This is a genomic window from Pseudoalteromonas sp. SR45-1, from assembly GCF_014163655.1.
Classification (GTDB): Bacteria; Pseudomonadota; Gammaproteobacteria; order Enterobacterales; family Alteromonadaceae; genus Pseudoalteromonas; species Pseudoalteromonas distincta.
In genome coordinates, this window is record NZ_JACJDR010000002.1 from 203,039 (window position 1) to 226,690 (window position 23,652).

Consider the following 23,652-nt stretch of genomic DNA (forward strand, 5'->3'; position numbering starts at 1 on the left):
ATAACTAAAAACAGACAAAACTATGTTTGATGCAATTGGTTGGGACGACATTAAAAATTTTGAAACTATGGCGCAGCCCATAATAGCCAAAATAGAGCATGCCCATGCAAGTCACGAAATACCACTACATACCCATCCAAAAGGGCAATTAATTTTAGCGCTGCATGGGTATGTAACGTGTGAAGTATCGGCCAAAATGTGGATGGTGCCCACGCACAGTGCAATTTGGATCCCAGCACAAAAGGTGCATAGCAATAGGGCGTCTGATAACGCGCAGCTTTGTCATTTATTTATTGATAGTAGTAAAAACGGTATGCCGCTAAATACCTGTACGTTAGCTATTACGCCGTTGGTTAAAGAGCTAATGTGTGAGTTGGCTGGGCATAATCAGCACTATACTTTAAATAGTAAAACAGCGCGTTTAGCGCAGGTGTTATTTGATCAACTTATTGATATGCCCGTACAACCACTGGATTTTGTATTATCTAAAAACGAGGTAATTCAAACCATGAGCGATCAGCTTATAAACAAGCCAAACAACCGAAAAACACTACCACAATGGGCTAAGCAGTTTGCATTAACTGAGCGCACATTAGCGCGGTTAATTAAAAAAGAAACCGGTATGACATTTGGAAAATGGCGTACGCAATTGCATATAATTACAGCCTTAAAAGCGCTTTCTGATAAGCAAAGTGTGCAGCAGGTGTCGGAGTTATTAGGGTATGAGTCGGTGAGTGCATTTATTACTATGTTTAAAAAGGTAATGAAAAAGTCGCCCATGAAATACATGAGCGATTTAAATCAGCTTAGCCCTCAAATAAGCATTACCACGTATAAGTTGCCGAAAGCATCGCGTTACGAGGCCTACCCGGGAAGTATCTGTCGCCGGTAAAACTGGTGTAATCGGCGCGCTCTGCATAGGCCTCATCAGTTAAGTTAATAATACGAGCAAGTAGCTCAAGATTACTAGTAACTTGCCACTGTGCGCGTAGGCTTAAAACATCATGCCCTTGGTATTTATTTAAGTTTTCTGGGTCGGTGTAGTAGTTACCAACGCGGTGCCACTGCAAAGCAAATTGCGCGTTGTTTAATGCCTGCCATGTTAAATCGAGATTAGCAATATTACGCGGCGCGGTATCTATGTCGTTGCCGTTTATATTTAAACCGTTAAGTATTTGGTTGTTAGTGTAAGTATGCTTTGCGTGAGTGCCAGCAAAGTTAAGCGCAAGCGACTTAGTGAGCTGGTAGTCAAGCTCAAGCTCAATACCACGATGGCGAGAGCTGCCATTATTTACCGTAAAAAAGTCACTATCGCGGTAAATCGTATTGTGTTTACTCATAGCGTAAAGTGACACGCCATAACGTAGTTTTTCGTAAATTCCTTTAATACCCAGCTCTGCGTTATTTGCTATTTCGGCGCTTAAATTTGCAGTAGTTTGCTCGCGTTGTAATTGGTATAGTTCAGCCGCTTGTGGCGCTCTGTAACCGCGAGAAAAGTTTGCATAAAGCGTGTTATTTGTATTGTACTGATAACTAACCCCAAGCTTTGGCGATAGATTACTAAAACTATTTTTCCCACTCTCAGGGCGGCTGTATCGGCAGCCACCAAAGCCGCATTCTGTGCCATCGTCTTTTGTTCTACCTGCTAGCATATTATTGGTGTAGTCGTACTGCATATGCTCGTAGCGCACACCTGCAGTAAGTAACCACTTATTTAATTGCCAATCAACCGATGCAAAAGGGGCATAAAGCGTGGCGTTTACATCGTAATCGTAATGCTTACCTTGGGGTACTGTAGCAACTAAAAATGCAGAACCTTGAGTGGGCTCGTTTTGGCTTTGAGTAAAATCGGCTTGCGTGTATTCGCCATCAAGCCCTAGGTTTATTTTTATATTACGTTGTAAATTATGTTGATAAAGCGATTGCACACCAAAACCTGTTTGGCTGTTTTTTTCAAGCGGTGTGCCGGGTAAAAAGTGCTTAAAAAAGTCCATGCTTTGGTCACGAAAATATAACGTAGTAGAGAGCACATCATCGTTATTTAATTGCCATGTTGCATTGCTCCATGCTCTAAATGCGCGTGCTTTTCTAAATGCGTCAGGGTCAAAGTTTTTTTGCGCGAGGTCTTCGTTTTTATAGCTTTCAAAGCCTGTAATAAATCCAGCCGTTTGCTGATCAAGATTTGTATAAGTAAGGCCTGAGGTAAGTAATAAATTATTATTTGAATAGCGATGGCGAATATTTACTTTTTGTTGCTCTACGCTTTCGTCGTCGCGGTAACCGCTATCGTCGGTAACACTTGCGTTAATGCCGATACCGCTGTTGCCGTAATCTTGCCCTGCGCGTAGTTTGTAGCGAGTATAACCGTACGAGCCATAATCTAAACCAACTAAGCCACCGCCTTGTGTGGTGTCGGGCGTTATTACATTAATAACACCATGCACAGCGTTTGAGCCATAAAGTGCAGAGCCTGGGCCTTTTAGCACTTCAATGCGCTGCGCCATTTCGCTGTGCGCCTCAAATAGCTCGTTTATATTACAAAACCCAGCGGCTCTAAGTGGTATGCCATCCTCCAAAGTCAATATGCCACCACAAGCGCCAGCGCCCGAAAGTACCGGAGAGCGAAGTGCGGGTAAATACTCTTGGCCATTTCCGCGTTGAATATTAGCCCCTGCTACACGTTGCAGGGCTTCTTCAATATGGGTAGGCGCTATGCTATTTAGCTGCGCTTCACTAAGTGTACTTATTGATAAAGGGAGTGGAGTAGATAGCGCTTCAATACGTGATGCCGTAGTTGTTATGGTTTCTATTGCATCGTCGTTTTGATTATTGGCAAACGCAGTGTGGCTAAAGGGTAATATCAGCGGCAAAAAATAAGGTTTCATACATTCCTTGAAAGTAATCTATATTGCATTGCCTCTATAATATGCGGTTTTAATATGCATTTAAACTTGTTGCGTTAAAGCGTACGTAACCTATAAACCCGATACGTAATTGATAAAACAAAACAAGCCACAGCAGGAAATACCAAAGCCAGCACTAAGTAATGCTTAAATAAAACGTAGCCGGTTATACCGCCTAGTAAAAAGCCTGCAATAATGAGTAAAAACATAACGCCTTTACGGATATCAAATTGCTCACCTTTAAGCGCTTTACCTAGCATTAAACCAAGGTCAGTAAAAATACCGGTTAAATGTGTCGTACGTATAACAGCACCACTGTAATTAGTTGCTAGCGCATTTTGTAACCCACACGCAGCAGACGTTAAAACAATGCCGTAAACGAATGTGTTTTTGAGTAAATAAGCACTCGCAAGTAGTAGCAATCCTTCAATAAAAAGCAAAGTGTCGTAATGACGACCAAGTTTTAATGAGCCACCAGAGAGCAAAAAGCCCGACAGTGCCGAACCCAACATAAAGCTAATAATTATTGAAAGTAGCAATAAAGCAGTACTGGGATTAGTTATTGCTTTAATACCAAGTAAAGTAACAGAGCCAGATACATGCGAAATAGCCTGGTGCTCAAATCCCAATAAGCCTACAGCGTTTACTATGCCCGCTATAAATGCGAGCGTAAACGCGCCATATTCAACCCACTTTGGTAGTTTTGTAAACATTGGTTATCTCTTAACGTGTACAGTGTTAATTATTGAGTTTGTGCTTTAAAGCGCTTTATTTGCTCATCAACTAATTTTGTATCTATTACGCCACGCTTAAAAGCAATGTAAGTAGGAAACGTAAACTCATTGAGTTGCCTAGCGTATACGTTTTTATATTCCTTTGAGTACCACAAACCTGCTTGATAGTTAGTTATTGCGTATTCAACGCGATTTTTTTCTAGCAGCTCAAAAGTGTCTTTAGTTGAAAGTGAGCGAAGCAGATTATTCTCATCAAGTTTATACTTTTTAGCAATAACCTCAGGCACAGCAACACCGCGTAGCATCGCTATTGGGGTATTTGATAAATCGTCAGTGAGTAGTTTATCTTTGTTTAAAGCAAATAAACCATACTTAGTAGTATGCAAGGGCACGCTTGTAAAATCTAAATACTTTGCTCGTTCCTCTGTATTGGCCAAAGAGAAATAGCAGTCGTAGTAGCCCAGCGCCATTTCTTTTTTAACGCGCGCCCATGGCAGATGAATTACGTCAATTTTAAGATTCAAATTACGCTCAATAAAGGTTAAGTATTCAATATCTAAACCTGTGAACGTATCGCTTTTCTCATCAAATATAGTAAAAGGCGGGTAGTGAGTTGTTACGCAGCGCAGGGTTTTACTTGGCGCTGCAAGCAATAATGAAGGTAAAGTTAAAGCTAAAAACAGAAATATTGCGCGCATAAATAAAAATTCGATATCTTTTAAAATACATAAATTGAACGCCAATTATACAGTTACTGAGCTTAATTGCATTGATCTAAGTATTTTTACCTAGCGTATAAGTTAAATTTTGTGAGATATACCATGTTTAACGCAGAGCAGCAGTCACGCATTATCGAAATGGCGTGGGAAGATAGAACCCCTTTTGAGGCAATAGAGCAGTTATACGGATTAAAATACCCGCAGCTGGTGGTATTTATGCGCGAACATATTTCAAAAGGCAGTTTTAAAGTGTGGCGTAAACGCCATGCTGGTCGTAAAACAAAACACTTAAAATTACGCGATCCCGCTATTATGCGAAGCCACTGTAAAACACAATATAAACAACGTTAAATAAGTGTAAGTTGTTTCATATGATGTTCAGCCGTGTTTGTTAACCTTTAGCTATAAATTACGCTAGAGATTATTTATGAGAGCACTAACATACACAGCACTAATAGCATTGGCTTTATGTTCAATAAGCGCAGACGCAAAACCGCATAAAGATAAGCATGGTCATAAACACGGCCATAATAAGCATCATTCACATAAACACAACGACAATGACTACCTTTCTAAAAAAGAGGCTAAGCAGCTAATTCGCGCAGGTTGGACGCCACCAGGGCTAAGTAAAAGCTACCACCGAGGCGACTATTTAGATCGTGATTTATATAAACGAGGTAGAGTGATTGAACGCTCTAGAGATAATGGTACAGTGAGTATTGAAATAGACCGTACAGTTATTCACATGGTGCACGACACCCGAGAAATACTTTCAATTTTAAGTCGCTAAACTAACTTTATAAGGATATTAAAATGCTCATTGCGCTGGCTATAATTATTGGCTTTTTTTTACTGGTTACCTTGTTGCCTATGTCGTACAGCCAGCATTACTTAGTGCGTAGCTGCGACTTTGTGCGCTTACAGGTATTTTATATTGCCAGTTTTGTAGCCGTTATATCGTTGTTTTTATTATGGCAAAGTAGCGCAATAGGCTACGTGTTTATAGCCTTAACCTCATTACTTATAATGATTTTACAAGGTAAATGGATTTACCCGTATACGTGGCTTGCTAAAAAAGAAGTGCAAAGCGCACCAAAGCATATAGACCACAGCGTACGAATTATGTCGGCAAATGTACTGATGTCGAACCATAAAAGTGAGCAGCTAATTAGCCTTGTAGATGAGCACCAACCCGACCTGCTCATTACGCTTGAAAGCGATAGCTGGTGGGAAAATAAATTATCAGTCATTAAAAAAAATTACCCGTATTACATAGAATGCCCTAAAGACAATCGTTACGGCATGCACTTATACAGCAAGTTTAAAATTCTTGATGCACAAATATGTGAGCTAATAGAAGAAGATATTCCTTCAATTCATATTCTGTTTGAAAACGATGAAGGCCTGCAAATGCAAGGGCACTTTATTCACCCAGCACCGCCAAGCCCGACCGAAGAAGACTCATCGCGCCCGCGCGACTCAGAGCTAATAATGGTGGCTAAAGCACTTAAAAACCCTACACGGCCTACTTTAGTTGCCGGAGATTTAAACGACGTAGCATGGTCGCGTAGCACCCGTTTGTTTATGCAAATAAGTGGCTTTTTAGACCCTCGAAAAGGCCGTGGTTTTTATAACACCTTTCATGCAAGTTACTTTTTTATGCGTTGGCCGCTCGATCACTTATTTCACAGCGAAGGCTTTAAAGTAAAGCGTATTAAGCGCTTAGCTAAGTATGGCTCTGATCACTTTGCACTCCTTACTGAGCTTTCTTACGAAAACGCTAATCAGGAGTCACTAGAAGATAAACCCGATGAGCTTAAGCAAGAAGAAATTCAAGAGCTTGCTATGAATAAGGCAGATAAGCGAAAAGTGCCGAGGTTTGAGGAAAAGTTATAGCTATTAGGCAGTGTAGGTCGGATAAGCGAAGCGCCATCCGACACAGTAAAATACCTTGCCAGTTATAATCATTATTTATGTTGTCGAGTGGCAGGAGAGTGCCAATTGCAAACAGTGGTAACGCCTCGTTAAGAGGCAAATAATATGTTGGCTAAAATAAGCGACGCAGGAGCAAAAGCCAACTGTTATTTGTCCTGCTTTAACGACTTGTTAGGGCTCAATTGCTTAATTGTGTTGAGGAATTCTTGACTAAACTCCATGTTTGGCCAAATCGCCTGAGTGCCCCCACAAAAACCAGTAATCCAATTCGATTCATCGGTAAATGCGACATACTGCTTACCAAGCATAAAAGTCATGCCGTGACAGGCATTGCCGTCAAGTGCAGAGTATATAACCTTTGAAAAAGAACCTTTTAACATTGAGTCATGATCAAGTGTAATTTTTTGAAATGGTCTATCTTGCTCGTCGAACACTATCTCAAGTTTCATAATTTTGCCATGCATGACTTTACTTGCACTCTCGAAGTACTCTTTTGCTGATAGTTCCTTGCAGCTACAAGCGAAAGAATCAAAAGAAATAATACTTAAACTAAGAATAAGAAGCAGACGATTCAAATACATTCTCCTTGAGCCCTAACGCTTAACATATGGGGCAATTACTTGCTGGCTATACTGCGCGAAGCGCCAGCCAGCGAGTAATTGTCCCAGCGAGCCTGCGAGCGAAATAATGTTTTTGTTAGGCATCAACGCCTCGATTTGCAATCTTAAAGAATACCAATGCACTGAAGAAACCATGAATGGAATAGACTACCAGCTCTTCGGTGTATTTTATCACACCCCATTTAGTCCTTAGTCCATTTTCAACCATCGCTCTATATGTTCCGTAATAGTTTTCACCAGAACTAAAACCGGTTCTAGTATCGGTCGACAATTCCAGCAGTAACAAGAATGCTATAGGAGCAACAGCGCCAATAGTAGTTAGATAAAATAATGAGTTACGTTTTAGTTTTTTAAGTAAAAAGAAGGCTGGTAATCCAACAAACAAAATAAAAGATAGCGCTACAAATAAAACAAACCCCAATATTAAAAGCTGTTGCTCATTTGAAAAATCCAAAAATCCTTGCCCCAGCACAAGAGATTCTCGTGAAAAAAGAATATATGAGAGTGGAATTTGAATAACTGTTGAAGCAAATACTGCTGCCAAAATGTTTCTCATTGATGCCTAACTTTCCAATAACGGGCGCATACATGTGGGGCATAATGGCGCAGCCGCTCCGCATGTATGCGTCCCAGCGAACGAAGTGAGTGAGTTTATTGGCTTGTTAGGTGCGGAGTTTCAACTGCCAATACCCTACGTCCAACCACTTACTAAATTTAAAACCGACATTGCTAAAGTGAGCAACTTTTTTCATACCCAATTTCTCGTGCAAAGCAACACTTGCAAGGTTTGGTAGCGTAATGCCTCCGATTACGGAATTTACTTCTAGTAAATTCAAATTCTTAATTAATTCGGTGTAAAGAAGTGTTCCGTAGCCTTTACCGTGATGCTTTTCGGAAATGTAAACTGAAGACTCTACAGAAAATCTGTATGCAGCTCTCTCTTTCCATTTGGTAGCGTAAGCATAACCGACAATAGAGCCACTGATTTCCATAACGAGCCAAGGAAGATTGGTGCTACGTGATTTTTCTACTCTATTTCGAATATCGGTACTTGTAACGGTCGTTTCTTCAAACGTAATAGAAGTATTTGAAACATAATGGTTATATATGTTTGCAATACTCTCATAATCTTTAGTTTGAACTTGCCGAATCAATTCATGCTCCATATGTCAGTTAACCTCCTAGCACCTAACAATTTAATAGTGCGCTCATCGCGCATATTTCTGCCGACGTCACGCTCATTTTTCTGAATGATATAGTTTTAACAAATAGTTTAAGGTATTACTATTACTAAGTTTCTGAAACTTTAAAGAAAAGATAAATAGAACAATATGCGCTCAGCGCTCATTTTCATGAATATATGCGCAAAGAGCAGCCTTACCAATCAATTCACGACGATATTTGGCCAATCTCAATGACCGCTTATCGCTCATTGTTGCCTGTCAGGTTAAGTCTAGTGAAATAGATTGCATTGCATTGCATTGCATAGTTAAAGTTTTTATATTGTTCGGCAATATTTTATTTGGTGCTAATAAAGCACTGCGTGCAAAGGAAAGCATGTGAATTATAAAAAAATGTACTATCCAGTTAAGGCGCTTGCTGTTTTATCTTTAGTTGCTGTTGCTATTAAGTACTGGATGCCAACTGAAATTGGCTTTGCGTTTATGCTGTTGCCTTATTTGCTTCTATATTTTTTAGCTAACGCTAAAAACTATAAAAAAATAAACGGCTCATTTTTATTAGAATTATAGCTGCATTATTTACTATTACTTTAGCGCCAGTACTTGTCTTTGGTATTGAACCTGACCCTCAGGCTGGGATTGGTATTATGTTTTTGCTGATAATGCAGCTAGCTGCAATTAGTGCCTCTGAATTTATTATATTATTCTTTTATGTTGATAATGATTAAAAAGCAAACTGCTCATTTAAAGTTAAAAAAAACCTAAAAGCGGTTACCCACTTTTAGGTTTTTTAATGTATTAGTATTTAAAGCTAAATTAGCTATTGATCATAATACATTTGATATTCACAAATTCGCGCATACCAAAGCCGCCGTGCTCTCGGCCGTAGCCACTTTCTTTAACACCACCAAACGGTAGGTTAGGTTGTGCTAAACCGTAGCCGTTAATATTGATCATGCCTGTGTCAAAGTACTTTTTAGCTAGTTCAATGGCTTTTTTCTCATCTTTAGAGAAAATACCGCCGCCTAAACCGTAGCGAGAGTCGTTAGCGATGCGCATTGCATCGTCGTTGTCTTTGGCTTTAATAAGCGAAGCTACTGGGCCAAATAATTCGTCGTCATAGGCTGGCATACCAGGGGCTAAGTTATCTAGTAGAGTAGGTGGGTAGTAGTAGCCCGTTTGCGAAGGTATTTCGCCGCCCGTTACTATGTTTGCACCTGCTTTAACTGATTCCATTACTTGGTCGTGAATGCCGTCGCGTAAGTCTTCACGTGCCATTGGACCTAAGTCTGTGTCGTCTGCCATTGGGTCGCCCATTTTCATGGCTTCAAATTGCTCTTTAATTTGCGCTTTAAAGTCATCGTAAAGTGACTCTACAACAACGAAACGTTTAGCTGAAACACACGTTTCACCGTTATTGATCATGCGCCCGGTTACACAGGTTTTAACTGCAAGCTCTAGGTCTGCGTCATCAAGTACCAAGTAAGCGTCGTTACTACCAAGCTCTAACACTGTTTTCTTAACGTGTTTACCTGCTTCTTCTGCTACTTTTTTACCTGTCGCATCACTACCGGTAAAGGTTACGCCGCTAATTGCTTTGTGCGAAATTAAAGAACTGGCTGTTTTGCCGTCGATAAGTAGATTGTTAAAGCAATACTCTGGGAAACCAGCTTGTTTAAATAGCTCTTCTATTTTTTCAGCCATGCCAAATACATTACCAGCATGTTTTAATACGGTTGTGTTACCCGCCATGATGTTAGCAGCACTGTAGCGAATTACCTGATAAAGCGGAAAGTTCCACGGTTGAATACCTAATAGTACACCTGTTGGTTGGTAGCTGATAATTGCGCGGCCGCCGTCCATATCACGTTCTTCGTCAGCAAGTACTTGTGGGCCTTGTTCGGCTGTATAACGACAAATTCCTGCACATAGTTCAACTTCTTGAAAGCCTTGCTCATAAACTTTACCCATTTCTTCGGTCATGAGTTTTGCAATAGCTTCTTTTTGATCTTCAAAGAGTGAGGCTAACTTATTAAGGTATTTTGCACGTTCAGTGAATGACGTTAATCGCCATTTTAAATATGTTTCGTGAGATTTTTCGATTACCTGTTCTGCTTCCTTTTGAGAAAGTAGTGTATAGGTTTCAATGGTTTGCTCAGTTGCGGGATTAATCGTTTTAACTGTGTTACTCATTTCTATCTCCTTACAAATTTAGTTATTTAAAAGGTGCAAGGCTAGAGCCAGTTTTTATAAAAAGTTGATTTTGTTTTTATCCATCTGATTTTATTAATTAAATTTATATTTTTGCTGAAGGAGGATTTTTTAAATATAAAAATTGAGGTGCTCGAGGCAGTAAAATATTCTGGGCGTTGCAAAATTTACAACACCCTCTGGGGCAAACACAGAGCTTTATATTAGCTCCTTTGCAATGCGCTTTAATAAGTAAGTTTCTCGTAAAATAGAAAGCCCTTGTTTTTCACTGTTAGCAATGGTGCGCTCGTTATGTGCAATTGCGTCGTTAATATCAACCCATTTGGCTGTCATGCCATTTTGCTGCTCGTAATGCTCTAACTGCGCTTTGCCAAACTTGTCGGCAATACTGCATACAAAGCAATACGATTTAATATGAATAATATCAAAATCGTCTTTATACCAAGGGCGATACTCTTCATAGAGTCCAAAAGCTTTAACTACACTTATTTGTTGTGCACCGGTTTCCTCGCTTAGTTCGCGAATTAAGCCTTGCTCAATACTTTCGCCGTCATCTACTCCACCGCCGGGTAGGCTGTAGTCTTCATAACGGTTTGTATACATTAAAAGTATTTTATTATTTTTAATTACAATGGCGCGAGCTGTTAAGCGTGTAAATTGAGTACCTTGGTCAATATTAATACCTGAATGTATTAAGGTTTTTAATTGCTGCATTTCGTCTCCTTTTTTAGGTTTTTAATAATAATAGTTGCTACCATTCTATAAATAGAAACGATTTTAATTATTAATCATAATTTGTGATCGATTTTTTTCAGCATACGTAAATATTAGGTTGGTAACATTAATAGCATTTAATCGCTTAAGTTTATTTTAAAAATTAGATTCTGGGCGCACCTTTAAATTAATATCTAGGTTGCGTAGAATAAGGAAAAAGCATAGGGATTTATCATGTTAGACATACTTTTAGTAGATGACGACGTTGAATTTAGTGACGTTGTTTGCCACATAGTCGAATTCCTCGGCCACAATATAAGCACAGCTACCAGTTTAAAAGAAGCACATCAATGGTTTGAAAATAATGCCTTTGATCATGTGCTGCTTGATTTTATGCTGCCTGATGGTAGCGGTTTGCACTTACTTGATCACTTAAAAACGATTGGGCAATCTCCAAAAATTACACTTATTTCGGGCCATCCTTCAGTTAAAGGTATTTTAGCTGATATGTGTGAGCCAAATGTAGGGCATTTATTAAAACCATTACAACGTGAAGATTTAGAACTCGTTTTAAATGGCCCTAAAAAAGCAGTTAAAAAAGCAAAGTCGAGCGGTATTGTACGCCACTTTGGCGGTTTAATTGGTGAATCTGAGCCAATGCAAAAGCTTTACAACATGATTGAACGCGTAGCTAAAACAAATGCTAACGTGATGCTTATGGGTGAAAGTGGTGCAGGTAAAGAAGTAGTGGCTCAAGCTATTCATAACGCAAGCCAGTGCGAAGGGCCATTAGTTGCTAGCAACTGTGGCGCACTTTCAAAAGAGTTAATTGGTAGTGAGTTATTTGGCCACGAAAAAGGCGCATTTACAGGCGCAATTGCACGTAAAGAAGGTGTATTTGAGCAATCAAATAACGGTACTTTGTTTTTAGATGAAGTAACTGAAATGCCAATTGATATGCAGCCAAATTTACTGCGAGTGCTTGAAACTAAAAAGGTAACACGCGTAGGTGGTAACAGAGAAATACCAACCAATTGCCGTGTTATTTCAGCTACTAACCGCTCGCTTACCGATTTGGCACAAAATAATGTTATTCGTGAAGATATTTACTTTAGGTTGGCTGTTTTTCCTATTGATATACCGCCACTTCGCGATAGAAAAGAAGATGTACCTTTATTAGCGAAAGCCTTTTTAGATCAACTTAATGACGAAAACGGCACTGCCTTTAGTTGGACTGCCGCACAGCTCAAAGAGCTGCAAAGCTATGAATGGCCGGGTAATGTGCGAGAGCTCCGCCATGCTATACACCGTGCATTTATTATGAGCGACCCACAAACCAGCGACATTATTTTACCTGATAACTTAGAGTCACCCTTTTCGCGCGTTAATAATCAAGCTGCCGAAAAGCCTGTATCAGCAGGGCAAACAATTGAAGAAGTTGAAAAAGAACTTATTCATGCAACGCTTGATAAGGTCCAAGGTAATAAAACGCTTGCTGCACAAATGCTTGGTATTAGTACTAAAACACTTTATAACCGCCTTAATGCATATGGCGGTATTGGCGAATATAAATAGATTTGAGGAAGGGCATGACATCCGATAACCAAACAGAGCAACTCAATAAATTAGTACACGATGCAAGAGGGCCGCTAAATCGTATTTCGATGAATGCTGAGCTGATTAAATTGGTACTTGAAAACGATATGCCAAAAGAAAAAGCGTTAGATGCACTTGATAAAATTATCAATAATTGCCAACAGTGCAGCGAAAGTTTGCAAAAAATATCAGACTCTCAATAAATATTAAGTGTTGTATAAACTTTAATTCGGGAAGCTAAATGAGCAAGAAAAAACAGCAAGGTAAAGCGAATATCACTTGGGCAACATTTATGGTGGTTGTGCTAGGTATTATTGTGGGCAACGCATTTTTAGCATTGAATACGATTCAAGGCTTAACACAAACCCAAAAAAGTTTAGACAACACTAGCATGCTAACCACTGCAATTGAGAAGCTGCATCTATCCATAGTGCAGGCTGAGTCTGGGCAGCGTGGTTATTTATTGACAGAAGAGACTGACTATTTAACGCCGTACTACGATGCTGTAGGCCAAATTGAAGCGCAAACAGATCATGTCAAGTCGCTTCACTCTGAGATTGACGGTCAAGCTGAGCGTATAGCCCAGTTGTTAGTTCTTGTAGATAGTAAAATTAAAGAATTAAAACAAACTGTAAACCTTGCGCTAGATGACAAAGAAAGACGTGCGTTGTATGTATTAAATACGCATAAAGGAAGAAAGCTTTATAAGCAAATTAGAGAGTATGTTAATGAAATTCAAGACCGTGAATTACTCTTTAAAGTAAGCCATTTTTCTAAATTAGCACAGATTAAAAATGAAGCTAAAATTACATTCGCTATAACAGCAATAACGAGTGCGTTACTGATTATTGGTATGTTTATTATGACGCGCCTTAATTTAAGAAATGCAGCACAATATCGTTTTGAGCTTGAAAAACAAAACGAAACATTAGCAATGAAGGTTTCTGAGCGGACACAAGAGCTAACATTATATTCAGATGAATTGAGCCGTAGTAACCGAGAGCTTGAAGAGTTTGCTTTTGTAGCAAGCCATGATTTACAAGAACCTCTTAGAAAAATCCAAGCCTTTAGCGACCGTCTTGAAACCATGTTTAAAGATGAATTGGGTGAAAAGGGGATGGATTACATTGGGCGCATGAAAAATGCAGCGCAGCGTATGTCTAACTTGATTAACGACTTATTAGAGTTTTCGCGAATTACAACGCGTGGTAAAGATTTTGATGACACGAATTTAAATGAAGTTGTAGCTGATATATTAAGTGATTTAGAGATTGCGATAAAAGAGTCTGAAGCACAAATTGATGTAGATGATTTACCAGTTATTCAGGCCGATAAAAGCCAAATGCAGCAGCTGTTTTTAAACTTATTGTCGAACGCTGTTAAATTTAGGCGTCCCGACGTAAACCCACACATAAAAATCAGTTATCAAGATGAAGATATTTTCAGCTCTGATCATAATACTCATTTAAGTTTTCAAGTTATTACCATAGAAGATAACGGTATTGGTTTTTCACAAGAATATGCCGATAAAATATTTGTACCGTTTCAGCGCTTGCATGGACGCTCACAATATAAAGGCACGGGTATTGGCCTTTCTGTATGTAGGCGTATTGTGGAGCGCCACGGCGGAACAATTACAGCCCAAAGTAAAGACGGTGAAGGTGCAACCTTTATTATAAAACTACCTGTGGAAGCTGAGCTTTTCACATTGCAAGGAGAGGCTTAAATGCCCTATTCAAAAGTAAAACCGATTACTATTTTAATGGCAGACGACGATGAAGATGATCGTTTGTTAACACAAGATGCCCTTGCTGAAAGTCGTGTACTTAACGAGCTTCATTTTGTTGAAGATGGCGTTGAGTTGCTTGAGTATTTAGAGCGTAAAGGTAAGTTTGAAGACAAAGCAGTTTCGCCGCGTCCTGGACTTATATTACTTGATTTAAATATGCCTAGAATGGATGGCCGTGAAGCGCTTGAAGCTATAAAAGGAAACCCTAACTTAAAGGGAATTCCGGTTGTTATATTAACTACGTCTAAACAAGAAGAAGACATGGTTAAAGGGTATAACTTAGGTGCTGCATCTTACATTACAAAACCAGTAACGTTTGATGGTTTGGTTGATTTGATGAAAACGCTAGGAAAATACTGGGTAGAATTTGTAGAGCTACCGACAACATTTAACGATTAATGGAGATTGTATGTTAGATAAAGTGACTCAGTTGCTGCTTGTAGAAGACGATGAAGATGATTACATACTCACCTGCGACTATCTGGACCAATTGGATTCACACACGTTTAACATTCAATGGATAAGCTCTCCAGAGCAGGCAATTGCAACGCTTAGTAAAAATGAGCACGACATTTGCCTGCTTGATTACCGCTTGGGTGCATCGAATGGTTTAGATGTATTAAAAGAAGCAATTGCCAATGGCTTTAGCGGTCCCATTATTATGCTTACCGGGCAGTCAAACGACGAGTTAGACTCGGCGGCGCTTGATGCCGGTGCAGTAGATTACTTAATTAAAACAGAAATGAGTTCGAGCCGCTTTGCGCGTGCTATTCGTTATGCTTTGGCACGTAAAGATGTTGAAGGCGAGAGAGTAGAACGCTTAAAAGCTGAAGCCGAAAACCGTTCAAAAGATCGATTTTTAGCTCATTTGAGCCATGAGTTACGTACTCCTCTATCGTCTATTTTAGGCTACACCGAACTGTTAATGCAGAGCGATTTTAGTCAGCAAGCTGAAAATGAATTGGGTGTTATTTATCGAAATGGTAAACACTTATTGAGCTTGTTAAACGACGTGCTCGACTTATCTAAAATAGCTGCCGATAAACTGGAACTTACCCTAAGCGAAGTTAACCTTGATAGCATGCTTGCCGATGTATACACGCTAATGCGCGTATCGGTGCTTGATAAGGGCCTTACGCTGCGCTTTGAATCACATCAGCCATTACCTTTGGTTGCACGACTGGATGCAACAAGAGTTCGTCAAATTTTAATAAATCTAATAAACAATGCGGTTAAATTTACCGATAAAGGCGAAATTGTTGTTAATGCGTGGACGCAATGGCTTGATGATCGCGAAATGCTATTTTTTAGCATTAAAGATTCAGGTATGGGCATTGCCCCTGAAAAACAAGAACTTATATTTAAGCCATTTGAACAAATAGCCGATGTAGAATCACGCTCTGTAGGTGGCGCAGGCTTAGGTTTGGCAATATGTGCTGAATTGTTAGCGCGTATGCACGGTGATATTAGTTTGCACTCTGAAATAGGCAAAGGTTCTACATTTACGATTTCGGTATATCCAGGTGATATTAGCGAAGTAGAACGACAAGTACTTAATTTTAGTAGTGCCCCACAATTACAAAGTAAATCGGCTCCATGCAAAGTGCATGGGCGAGTGTTAGTGGTTGATGATTTACGTGATTTACGCATGCTAGTTGGTCATATGATCAGTACCTGTGGTGCGCGCGTAGATTATGCCGAACATGGCCAGCAAGCACTTGAAAAAGTACGCATAGCAGATGCGTATAAAGCGCCTTACGATATTATTTTTATTGATATTCATATGCCTGTAATGGGCGGCAAGGAAGCCACCATAGAGCTTAGAAAAATGGGCTACAAAGGCCCAATAATTGCGCTCACTGCCGCTACGATGAAAGGCATACATGAGGAGCTTGCTGCACTTGGTTTTAACGATGTAATACCAAAGCCTGTTGATAGCGCGGCTTTATATCAATGTTTGCAAGATTACTTGGTAGCGCCAGAGCATGCACCGCAAGCTAAAGATATAAATTGTAGTAATGGCTTAACCGAGAAAAAGCAGCGCTTTTTACTTGTGGAAGACGATCATGATGCAGCGCAAATTACGCAACTACTTTTAGAAAGTTTAGGCGTTGAAACCGTCATTGCGTCTAGCTGCGCACAATGTTTGCAAATACTTAATCACGACCAGCAATTTAATAAGGTATTGTTAGATATGCATTTACCTGATGGTCGTGGCGTTGACTTAGGCCAGCAAATTAATGAACGATACTCTGAATTACGTTTAGTGATTGTAAGTGGCGCAGAGCCAGATCCAAGAGAAATAAAAGATTTAAATATTGACCGAGTTTTACTTAAACCTATTAATTTGAGCTTACTTGAAACGCTTATTAGCTAGGGCCTGTTTATCTTTCGAGGTTAAATTTGCAGCAGTTTATTTGGTATTTAGGCAAGGCTGAGTCTATGTAGTGTGGTTATTCCCCATAAATAGGCGATAACGTAGCACAAATGCCAAATATGCGCTGCCCGAAGGGTTCTGTCCAGGGGCTATTTACTTTTTGTTGCTCGGTTTTTACTTATTCTTACAGGGATGTAAGTCAGTAGAATAACGCAGGAGCAGTTATCGAGCCCACTAGGTTACAAATCTCGCGCCGCGATTAAATAGCCCCTAGATTGAACAAATTTTAATCCTGAAAGGTCAACAGGTCCAATAACTGAGACATTATTTATATGCATTCAATAAAGTTAGTATCTGAAGAATTAACACCATCAAAAGTAGTGTGTGTTGGTCGTAATTATACCGCACACATTGCAGAGCTAAATAACGAAACGCCAGATCAAATGGTTTTATTTAATAAGCCAAATAGCGCAATTACTAATACGTTATTTGCAGCTCACAACGGCGATACGCTGCATTATGAAACCGAGCTATGTTTTGTAGTTAAAGATAAAAAATTTGCAGGTGTTGGACTCGGCCTTGATTTAACTAAGCGTACTGCGCAAAGTAAATTAAAAAATAAAGGGCTTCCATGGGAGCGCGCTAAAGCGTTCGACGGCTCTGTAATTTTAACTGATTTTGTAGCGCTAACTGATGCAATGAAGCACTTTACCTTTGAACTTAAAATTAATAATGAAGTGATTCAGCGAGGTGATACTCATTTTATGCTGCACAACCCTGACTCAATTTTACAAGAAATTAGTGAATTTATGAGCTTAGAAGACGGTGATGTAATAATGACAGGTACACCGTCGGGCGTAGGTGAGGTAACAGCTAAAAGTATTTTTGCAGTGGCGCTTTATGCTAATGATCAGTGTTTGCTTGAGCATCAGTGGCAAGTAAGTAAAAATTAATGACTTGCTGTTGGTAGTGTTTATCAAAGTCAGTAAAGGTGGTTTTAAGCCAATTATGCTGACTTTGTTGATACTCAGGCGATTGAAGTACATTATTTTTTAATGCGCGGTTAATTTTTTTAAGGGCTTGCTCTGCAAAATTATTAGGTGCTTTAGCCGCACAGCCTATTGCTCCTCTTATAAATTGAATGTCATTTTCTGCAATTGGCACACTTTCTATATTCGTATACTCCCCTTGTTTATTAAAGTAATCAGCCATAAACGGGTAATCAATTGAGTAGTCTAAAAAGCCGTGACTCAAGCGTGCTATAACAGCCTGACTTTCATTTTCGCTACTCCAACTTAACGAAGACTCTTTATCTCGTTTTGTATTTTCAATAATTGTATTAATTTTAGTTGTAAATTTACGTGCAGCCGCTTGCCCGTATACATATTGCGGGTCGGTTAATAAATTAATAAGGTGAATAGGCGAGCCGTGCTTTTCTTCTAATTGCGGCTTTAGATCTTTAGTCGTGATAATTGAAAATGGGGGATATACCGTTGTTGGATTTGAGTAGTTAAGTTGTTGGTTATTATTTTTTTTATAAATAACACACGGAAAACATACATTTTTCCCTTCATTTAAATATTTATTTATACGCTGCTGAGGAACAATTAAGCGAGTATGTTTTACATCAGTTATGGTTCTAATGAGTTGCTCGGTTAGGTTGTCGCAAATACCGCCTTGTGGTGCGCTTTCACTTTTAGCTATATGAAAAGGGGGCGTGTAACTTTGCAGCCAAATAATCTCTTCTAGAGGTTGTACTTTTTGCTCAACGGCGTGCGCGTTGAATACAATTAATAAGCAAAATGCATAGTATCCGTTTTTCAGCATTGATAAGTGTTCGTTGAATTAAGAAAACTTAATAAAAGTATAGTGTTGGTTGTAGTAGGGTCAAATATTTTAGTTAAAAAGCAACCTCATTCAAGGCTGCTTTTAACTCATACATGCTTAATAAGGCATCGGATGGTTTCTAAATATGGTGTTAATCTCACTAAGAATTTCGTCGTTTAGCGTTATGCTAAATGCGTCTATATCTTCCTTTAGTTGAGCTATAGATGTTGCCCCAATAATTGAAGAAGTTACGCCATCTACTTGGTTACACCATGCTAAGGCTAGTTGTGCTGGAGTAATATTGTTTGCATGAGCGAGCTCAACATACTGCTTAGTTGCTTGCTCTGCATTGGGTGTATCTCTAAAAATACCGTTACGCTGCATGAAGGTCCAACGAGAACCTTCTGGGCGAGCACCGTTTAGGTATTTACCCGTTAATAAACCGGCTGCTAAAGGCGACCACGGTAAGTAGGCAATATCTTCGTGTACACATTGTTCTATTAAATACGGCCAGTCTTTAGCGTGCGCTAAGCTAAACTCATTTTGAATAGATACCATACGCGGTAAGTTATGCTCTTTGGCCAAACTTAAAAACTGGCTTATACCCCATGGCGTATCGTCAGATAAACCGCAGTGTTTAATTTTACCTGCTTTAACACATTCATTAAGGCCTTCTAGAATATCAAGCATACTAGCTTGTTGCTCTTGTGTATTTACGTCGGTAAATTTAAGAGTGCCGGGCCATTGTCTGCCAAAGTGAGGGGTAGAGCGGTTTGGCCAATGTAGTTGATATAAATCAATGTAGTCTGTTTGAAGTCGCTTAAGTGAATCATCCACGGCTTCTATTACTGTTTGGCGAGTAATATTGCCGCCATCACGTACCCACGACAATCCATTGCCTGCAATTTTTGTAGCTAGTACCACATCGCTGCGTTTTTGTTTATTACGCGATAGCCAGTTGCCAATAATCTCCTCGGTTTTGCCATAGGTCTCTGGCGAAGGAGGCACAGCATACATTTCGGCTGTATCAATAAAGTTTACGCCTTGCTCTAGCGCGTAGGCTATTTGTTCATCAGCGTCGCTTTGAGTATTTTGTTTACCCCAAGTCATACTCCCTAGGCACACTCGAGATACGTTTACGCCACTGCTACCTAGTGGGTTGTATTGCATAAAAATTCCTTAACTAAATTAGTTTTGAGCATGGCTGATTAAAGCCGATAAAAGAGGCTCGGAGATTGGGGCTTTTTGCCCTGTAGTAAAATCAAACATTACAACTTTAGATGCACCCGTAGTCGTTATTGCTTTTTGTGCATGGCTATAAACGGTGTAGTTCATGGTAAAGCGATCTGTTTTAAGATCTGTAATTGTAACGCCTACAGTGAGTGTGTCGGGAAAAGTTACTGGGCGTTTATAGCGAACGTTATTTTCGCTTATTACTGGGCCCACACCGTTTGGGCTTATTGTGTCGAACAGATTTATTTTATTTAAAAAGTCGATTCGGGCTATTTCAAAGTAACGTAAATACACTACATTATTTACGTGTTGTAGCGCATCCATATCAGCCCATGCTACGGTGATATCGGTATGAATAGGGTGCTGATCTTTAAACGTTTGCATTATTTATTGGCCCTTGATTTTAAAGTACTTAGATTATCAACATGGTGTTACGAGCTCAAGGTAATTAATGGCATGTTTTTTTATAAGATGATTGTACCTGTTTAATTTTAGGTCTACAGTTAAATTACACAGACACACAAAAACACACACAAAGGTAATAATATGCAGAATATAATTAATTGGTCCTTAGCTTGTTTGGTTTTTATAGCCTCTTTTACCTGTTACGCGATGGGGAATGAATCTGGCGCTATCATTTTAATGTTGGCAGGATTTTTATTTGAGGTTATGTATTGGCTACGAGGTTATAAGAGATCGGAGGACAATAAACACTTTTTTTAATCGTTAACTAGGGCCTGTTGACCTTTCAGGATTAAAATTTGTTCAATCTAGGGGCTATTTAATCGCGGCGCGAGGTTTGTGACCTAGTGGGCTAAGTAAAAACCGAGCAACAAAGAGTAAATTGCCCCTAGGCAGAACCCTTCGGGCAGCATATGTTTGGCATTTGTGCTACGTTATCGCCTATTTATGGGGAATAACCACACTACATAGGCTCTGCCTTGACTAAATACCAAACATACTGCTGCAAATTTAACCTCGAAAGATAAACAGGCCCTAGGCTTGCATATCACATTTTATTCTATAATAATGACTGTATAAATAACCAGTTATTATTGTGGTGATGAAGAAGTTTATTCACATAGACATGGATTGCTTTTATGCAGCAGTAGAGATGCGAGATAATCCAAAACTTGCATGTGTACCGCTTGCTATTGGAGGCAATAGCCGACGAGGCGTGCTCTCAACCGCTAACTATATAGCTAGAGAGTATGGTGTGCGCTCGGCTATGTCGAACTATCATGCTAAACAATTATGCCCCGATTTAGTTATTGTCCCAGGGCGCATGGCTGTATACAAAGAAGCTTCAAACCAAATACGTGAAGTATTTAGCCGCTATACAGACTTAATTGAACCCCTTTCTTTAGACGAAGCCTATCTAGATGTAACAGACAGCACCGCATGTAAAGGCAGTGCCACACTTATTGCACAGCAAATAAGAGCCGATATTTACAATGCTACAGGGCTCACTGCATCAGCAGGTATTGCACCGATTAAATTTATTGCCAAAATAGCCAGTGACGAAAACAAACCGAATGGTCAATTTGTCGTTTTGCCTGATGAGGTTGATGACTTCTTAGCGCAATTACCGCTGGGGAAAATTCCAGGAGTGGGCAAAGTAACGCTCGAAAAGCTAAATTTAAAAGGCTTGTATACCGGCAAGGATGTACGTGATAAAGGCGTTAACTGGATGCAGCAACATGTGGGTAATTTTGGTGTGTCGCTTTATCAAAAATGTGCAGGTGAGTATGTTGGTAAAGTATCCACGGATCGTATAAGAAAATCGCTGAGTGTTGAACATACCTACGAGTACAACAAAACAAGTTTGCAAGAGTGCTTAGATGAGCTGCCAAGATTGTTAGACGAATTAGTTTTAAGGCTTAATAAACAGCAGTTACGAAACCGTATTAATAAATTGAGTGTAAAGGTGAAGTTTGCAAATTTTGTAGTGACCTCAGCCGATCAGGTATATCACGAGCTCAACACAGAAATATTTATCCAACTATTTACTAAGGCCTACCAGCGTGGGCTACAACAGCCTGTAAGATTACTTGGCATAGGCGTTGGCATTAAAAACGAGCCAGAGCAAAACTTCCAACTTAGTATTCTCGATTAAGCTGTAAAGCCTGTAACTCCAAGTTGCCATTTATTGATAGGTTATGTGATTAGCTCATCGCTCCTTGCTGGTCTTCAATATTTAAATCGACGATAATAGGGGCTTATGTTTTCTAACAGGACCTTATTTATGGCATACCCTCAAGCGGTTAGTGCAAGCCTTGAATGCACATCTCATGATGCGCTTATTATTATTAGTAATGACTTTTCTCAGTTACCAAATAACTCATTACGTGATACTATTTTAGCTCAAGCAAACGTAGATTCTCGCATCGGTAAGCAAGTTACTTTATTAGTAATTGAAAACAAGCGCGTTGTACTTGCGCCAACCGGTCCGTTAAATAGAGATTACGACGACGTGCGTCGTTATTTTGATGCTGCTAAATTAGCAATTAACGAAGCAAAAGCGTCGGGCAGTATTAACCCTGCATTATTTTTACCAAATTTAAATGGCGATAGCCGTTATCAGCATGCTTTAGAGGTTGCTTATTTAGGCGCTTGCCAAGCCTTATGGCAGCCATTAGAAGCGCGTGAATATCACGGTGAAAGCATTGAACCAATTACACAGATTGGTTTAGTTGGCGCAAGCGAGCAAACTATTAAAGCTGTTAATGCAATTGCAGCTGGCCAATATGCAGCGCGTGACCTGTGTGGTACTGAACCTGAGCGTATGGCTCCCCCACGTTTTGCTGATTACTGCGTTGAATTGTTTAAAGGCTCAAACATTGCAGTTGACGTAATTGATGATATTGCAGCTATTGATAAAAACTACCCAATGCTAAGTACAGTTGCTCGCGCATCGTATGCAGTTGAGCGCCATCACCCACGTGTTGTCAAGCTTGAATATGTACCAGAGGGCGAAATTACTCGCACACTTATGTTTGTAGGTAAGGGCCTTGTATACGATACAGGCGGTGCAGATTTAAAAGTAGGCGGCCATATGGCAGGCATGAGCCGTGATAAAGGCGGCGCAGCTTCTGTTGCGGGCTTTATGAAAGCCGTTGCTGATTATCAGCCTAAAGGCGTTAAAGTGGTCTCGTACTTAGCTGTTGTTCGTAACTCTATTGGCTCAGATTGTTTTGTGCCAGATGAAATTATTACTAGCCGTGAAGGTGTTCGTGTCCGTATTGGTAATACCGATGCAGAAGGGCGTTTAGCAATGGGCGACCTGCTTAGCGAAATGAAAGATTTAGCTAAAGGTGAGGTTAATCCAACGCTGTTTACTGTTGCTACATTAACGGGTCATGCAGCTCGCGCAATGGGTCCTTACGGTGCGTATGTTGAAAATGGTCCAGCTCGTAGTGCTGGTGTTTCACGTCAAATAGCTGACCTTGGAGATTTGTGGGCCGATGGCGCTGAAGTATCGCGTTCACGCCGTGAAGACTACGACTTTATTAAACCACGTACGCTAGCTGACGATGTTTTATCTAGCAATAACGCAGCATCTGCCGTTACTGCTCGTGGACATCAGTTCCCTATGGCGTTTATGGCTATTGTTGGTGGGCTTGATAAGCACGGTAACGACTCTGCACAGCCTCTACCTTATGTTCATATGGATATAGCAGGTAGCGGTGTTGAAGGCGGTGATTGGCAGCATGGTAAGCCAACAGCTGCATCAGTAACGAGCTTGTTTGCACGTTATTGTTTGTAAGCTAAAAACTTACATGTAATAAAAAAGCCCTGTTAATTCAGGGCTTT

General features: G+C 39.9%; 24 protein-coding genes. 13 read left to right on the forward strand and 11 right to left on the reverse strand.

Going from position 1 to position 23,652, the window contains the following annotated elements; genetic code table 11:
• Window positions 1-22 precede the first annotated feature (22 nt).
• Window positions 23-892, forward strand: coding sequence for a helix-turn-helix domain-containing protein (locus H5089_RS03350; RefSeq protein ID WP_259396035.1), 870 nt, complete (start codon window positions 23-25; stop codon window positions 890-892).
• Here the strand turns inward: H5089_RS03350 and H5089_RS03355 are convergent.
• The 3 genes from H5089_RS03355 to H5089_RS03365 all read right to left on the reverse strand — a co-directional run bounded on the left by H5089_RS03355 (window position 825) and on the right by H5089_RS03365 (window position 4,335).
• Window positions 825-2,885, reverse strand: coding sequence for a TonB-dependent receptor (locus tag H5089_RS03355; RefSeq protein ID WP_182711471.1), 2,061 nt, complete (start codon window positions 2,883-2,885; stop codon window positions 825-827). The genes H5089_RS03350 and H5089_RS03355 overlap by 68 nt on opposite strands.
• A 74-nt stretch (window positions 2,886-2,959) precedes the next feature.
• On the reverse strand, window positions 2,960-3,616 hold the full coding sequence (locus tag H5089_RS03360; RefSeq protein ID WP_182711472.1) for a YoaK family protein: 657 nt from the start codon (window positions 3,614-3,616) through the stop codon (window positions 2,960-2,962).
• A 29-nt stretch (window positions 3,617-3,645) separates the two neighbouring features.
• On the reverse strand, window positions 3,646-4,335 hold the full coding sequence (locus H5089_RS03365; RefSeq protein ID WP_182711473.1) for an ABC transporter substrate-binding protein: 690 nt from the start codon (window positions 4,333-4,335) through the stop codon (window positions 3,646-3,648).
• A 123-nt stretch (window positions 4,336-4,458) separates the two neighbouring features.
• On the opposite strand from H5089_RS03365, the gene H5089_RS03370 reads away from it, so the two are divergent.
• The 3 genes from H5089_RS03370 (at window position 4,459) to H5089_RS03380 (ending at window position 6,252) form a co-directional block, all read left to right on the forward strand.
• A complete protein-coding gene (locus tag H5089_RS03370; RefSeq protein WP_024595124.1) occupies window positions 4,459-4,707 on the forward strand; it encodes a TIGR03643 family protein in 249 nt (82 codons plus the stop codon).
• A 76-nt stretch (window positions 4,708-4,783) separates the two neighbouring features.
• A complete protein-coding gene (locus H5089_RS03375; protein WP_024595125.1) occupies window positions 4,784-5,146 on the forward strand; it encodes a hypothetical protein in 363 nt (120 codons plus the stop codon).
• A 23-nt stretch (window positions 5,147-5,169) separates the two neighbouring features.
• Entirely contained in the window at window positions 5,170-6,252 is a 1,083-nt protein-coding gene (locus H5089_RS03380; protein ID WP_182711474.1) for an endonuclease/exonuclease/phosphatase family protein, read from the forward strand.
• A 185-nt stretch (window positions 6,253-6,437) separates the two neighbouring features.
• Here the strand turns inward: H5089_RS03380 and H5089_RS03385 are convergent, their stop codons facing one another.
• The 3 genes from H5089_RS03385 to H5089_RS03395 form a co-directional block, all read right to left on the reverse strand.
• Complete coding sequence (locus H5089_RS03385; RefSeq protein WP_259396036.1) at window positions 6,438-6,866, reverse strand: hypothetical protein; 429 nt, start codon at window positions 6,864-6,866, stop codon at window positions 6,438-6,440.
• Between the two features lie 121 nt (window positions 6,867-6,987).
• On the reverse strand, window positions 6,988-7,455 hold the full coding sequence (locus H5089_RS03390) for a hypothetical protein (RefSeq protein ID WP_182711476.1): 468 nt from the start codon (window positions 7,453-7,455) through the stop codon (window positions 6,988-6,990).
• 118 nt (window positions 7,456-7,573) lie between these two features.
• Window positions 7,574-8,077 carry an arsinothricin resistance N-acetyltransferase ArsN1 family B gene (locus tag H5089_RS03395; protein ID WP_182693011.1) on the reverse strand — a complete coding sequence of 168 codons (504 nt, stop codon included), beginning with the start codon at window positions 8,075-8,077 and terminating at the stop codon, window positions 7,574-7,576.
• A gap of 393 nt (window positions 8,078-8,470) precedes the next feature.
• Between H5089_RS03395 and H5089_RS03400 the strand changes: the two genes are divergently transcribed.
• A complete protein-coding gene (locus H5089_RS03400; protein WP_182711477.1) occupies window positions 8,471-8,662 on the forward strand; it encodes a hypothetical protein in 192 nt (63 codons plus the stop codon).
• Window positions 8,663-8,908: 246 nt separating this feature from the next.
• On the opposite strand, the gene H5089_RS03405 is transcribed toward H5089_RS03400, so the two are convergent.
• Together H5089_RS03405 and H5089_RS03410 are read right to left on the reverse strand one after the other, a co-directional pair.
• Window positions 8,909-10,285 carry an NAD-dependent succinate-semialdehyde dehydrogenase gene (locus H5089_RS03405; protein ID WP_182672851.1) on the reverse strand — a complete coding sequence of 459 codons (1,377 nt, stop codon included), beginning with the start codon at window positions 10,283-10,285 and terminating at the stop codon, window positions 8,909-8,911.
• Between the two features lie 216 nt (window positions 10,286-10,501).
• Window positions 10,502-11,017, reverse strand: coding sequence for an NUDIX hydrolase (locus H5089_RS03410; RefSeq protein ID WP_182711478.1), 516 nt, complete (start codon window positions 11,015-11,017; stop codon window positions 10,502-10,504).
• 234 nt (window positions 11,018-11,251) lie between these two features.
• Here H5089_RS03410 and H5089_RS03415 point away from each other — a divergent pair, with 234 nt between their 5' ends.
• The 6 genes from H5089_RS03415 to H5089_RS03440 all read left to right on the forward strand — a co-directional run bounded on the left by H5089_RS03415 (window position 11,252) and on the right by H5089_RS03440 (window position 17,732).
• On the forward strand, window positions 11,252-12,592 hold the full coding sequence (locus H5089_RS03415) for a sigma-54 dependent transcriptional regulator (RefSeq protein WP_039485084.1): 1,341 nt from the start codon (window positions 11,252-11,254) through the stop codon (window positions 12,590-12,592).
• 14 nt (window positions 12,593-12,606) lie between these two features.
• On the forward strand, window positions 12,607-12,816 hold the full coding sequence (locus H5089_RS03420; protein WP_039485081.1) for a histidine kinase: 210 nt from the start codon (window positions 12,607-12,609) through the stop codon (window positions 12,814-12,816).
• A 38-nt stretch (window positions 12,817-12,854) separates the two neighbouring features.
• On the forward strand, window positions 12,855-14,339 hold the full coding sequence (locus tag H5089_RS03425) for an ATP-binding protein (RefSeq protein ID WP_154903470.1): 1,485 nt from the start codon (window positions 12,855-12,857) through the stop codon (window positions 14,337-14,339).
• Window positions 14,340-14,801, forward strand: a complete 462-nt coding sequence (locus tag H5089_RS03430) for a response regulator (protein WP_039485075.1) — start codon at window positions 14,340-14,342, stop codon at window positions 14,799-14,801.
• Between the two features lie 10 nt (window positions 14,802-14,811).
• Window positions 14,812-16,779 (forward strand): hybrid sensor histidine kinase/response regulator, encoded by a 1,968-nt coding sequence (locus H5089_RS03435; protein WP_182711479.1) that lies wholly within the window; start codon window positions 14,812-14,814, stop codon window positions 16,777-16,779.
• Between the two features lie 332 nt (window positions 16,780-17,111).
• The gene (locus H5089_RS03440; RefSeq protein ID WP_182711480.1) at window positions 17,112-17,732 is read left to right on the forward strand and encodes a fumarylacetoacetate hydrolase family protein; all 621 of its coding nucleotides are present in this window, start codon (window positions 17,112-17,114) and stop codon (window positions 17,730-17,732) included.
• On the opposite strand, the gene H5089_RS03445 is transcribed toward H5089_RS03440, so the two are convergent.
• The 3 genes from H5089_RS03445 to H5089_RS03455 form a co-directional block, all read right to left on the reverse strand.
• A complete protein-coding gene (locus H5089_RS03445) occupies window positions 17,683-18,606 on the reverse strand; it encodes an ABC transporter substrate-binding protein (RefSeq protein ID WP_182693575.1) in 924 nt (307 codons plus the stop codon). The two genes, H5089_RS03440 and H5089_RS03445, sit on opposite strands and share 50 nt — an antisense overlap.
• Before the next feature lie 117 nt (window positions 18,607-18,723).
• On the reverse strand, window positions 18,724-19,776 hold the full coding sequence (locus H5089_RS03450; RefSeq protein WP_182711481.1) for an aldo/keto reductase: 1,053 nt from the start codon (window positions 19,774-19,776) through the stop codon (window positions 18,724-18,726).
• A gap of 18 nt (window positions 19,777-19,794) precedes the next feature.
• Window positions 19,795-20,223, reverse strand: coding sequence for a thioesterase family protein (locus H5089_RS03455; RefSeq protein WP_002958095.1), 429 nt, complete (start codon window positions 20,221-20,223; stop codon window positions 19,795-19,797).
• Between the two features lie 679 nt (window positions 20,224-20,902).
• Here H5089_RS03455 and dinB point away from each other — a divergent pair.
• Both dinB and H5089_RS03465 read left to right on the forward strand, forming a co-directional pair.
• Complete coding sequence (dinB, locus tag H5089_RS03460; protein ID WP_182711482.1) at window positions 20,903-21,955, forward strand: DNA polymerase IV; 1,053 nt, start codon at window positions 20,903-20,905, stop codon at window positions 21,953-21,955.
• A 129-nt stretch (window positions 21,956-22,084) separates the two neighbouring features.
• Window positions 22,085-23,605, forward strand: a complete 1,521-nt coding sequence (locus tag H5089_RS03465) for a leucyl aminopeptidase family protein (protein ID WP_182711483.1) — start codon at window positions 22,085-22,087, stop codon at window positions 23,603-23,605.
• Window positions 23,606-23,652: the final 47 nt, after the last annotated feature.

Coding starts and splice junctions, on each gene's coding strand:
- H5089_RS03405 (WP_182672851.1), bottom strand. CDS start 10,285: ATGAGTAACACAGTTAAAACGATTAATCCCGCAACTGAGCAAACCATT.
- H5089_RS03440 (WP_182711480.1), top strand. CDS start 17,112: ATGCATTCAATAAAGTTAGTATCTGAAGAATTAACACCATCAAAAGTA.
- H5089_RS03450 (WP_182711481.1), bottom strand. CDS start 19,776: ATGCAATACAACCCACTAGGTAGCAGTGGCGTAAACGTATCTCGAGTG.
- H5089_RS03375 (WP_024595125.1), top strand. CDS start 4,784: ATGAGAGCACTAACATACACAGCACTAATAGCATTGGCTTTATGTTCA.
- H5089_RS03370 (WP_024595124.1), top strand. CDS start 4,459: ATGTTTAACGCAGAGCAGCAGTCACGCATTATCGAAATGGCGTGGGAA.
- H5089_RS03435 (WP_182711479.1), top strand. CDS start 14,812: ATGTTAGATAAAGTGACTCAGTTGCTGCTTGTAGAAGACGATGAAGAT.
- H5089_RS03365 (WP_182711473.1), bottom strand. CDS start 4,335: ATGCGCGCAATATTTCTGTTTTTAGCTTTAACTTTACCTTCATTATTG.
- H5089_RS03350 (WP_259396035.1), top strand. CDS start 23: ATGTTTGATGCAATTGGTTGGGACGACATTAAAAATTTTGAAACTATG.
- H5089_RS03395 (WP_182693011.1), bottom strand. CDS start 8,077: ATGGAGCATGAATTGATTCGGCAAGTTCAAACTAAAGATTATGAGAGT.
- H5089_RS03420 (WP_039485081.1), top strand. CDS start 12,607: ATGACATCCGATAACCAAACAGAGCAACTCAATAAATTAGTACACGAT.
- H5089_RS03445 (WP_182693575.1), bottom strand. CDS start 18,606: ATGCTGAAAAACGGATACTATGCATTTTGCTTATTAATTGTATTCAAC.
- H5089_RS03380 (WP_182711474.1), top strand. CDS start 5,170: ATGCTCATTGCGCTGGCTATAATTATTGGCTTTTTTTTACTGGTTACC.
- H5089_RS03465 (WP_182711483.1), top strand. CDS start 22,085: ATGGCATACCCTCAAGCGGTTAGTGCAAGCCTTGAATGCACATCTCAT.
- H5089_RS03355 (WP_182711471.1), bottom strand. CDS start 2,885: ATGAAACCTTATTTTTTGCCGCTGATATTACCCTTTAGCCACACTGCG.
- H5089_RS03430 (WP_039485075.1), top strand. CDS start 14,340: ATGCCCTATTCAAAAGTAAAACCGATTACTATTTTAATGGCAGACGAC.
- dinB (WP_182711482.1), top strand. CDS start 20,903: ATGAAGAAGTTTATTCACATAGACATGGATTGCTTTTATGCAGCAGTA.
- H5089_RS03415 (WP_039485084.1), top strand. CDS start 11,252: ATGTTAGACATACTTTTAGTAGATGACGACGTTGAATTTAGTGACGTT.
- H5089_RS03425 (WP_154903470.1), top strand. CDS start 12,855: ATGAGCAAGAAAAAACAGCAAGGTAAAGCGAATATCACTTGGGCAACA.
- H5089_RS03360 (WP_182711472.1), bottom strand. CDS start 3,616: ATGTTTACAAAACTACCAAAGTGGGTTGAATATGGCGCGTTTACGCTC.
- H5089_RS03410 (WP_182711478.1), bottom strand. CDS start 11,017: ATGCAGCAATTAAAAACCTTAATACATTCAGGTATTAATATTGACCAA.
- H5089_RS03455 (WP_002958095.1), bottom strand. CDS start 20,223: ATGCAAACGTTTAAAGATCAGCACCCTATTCATACCGATATCACCGTA.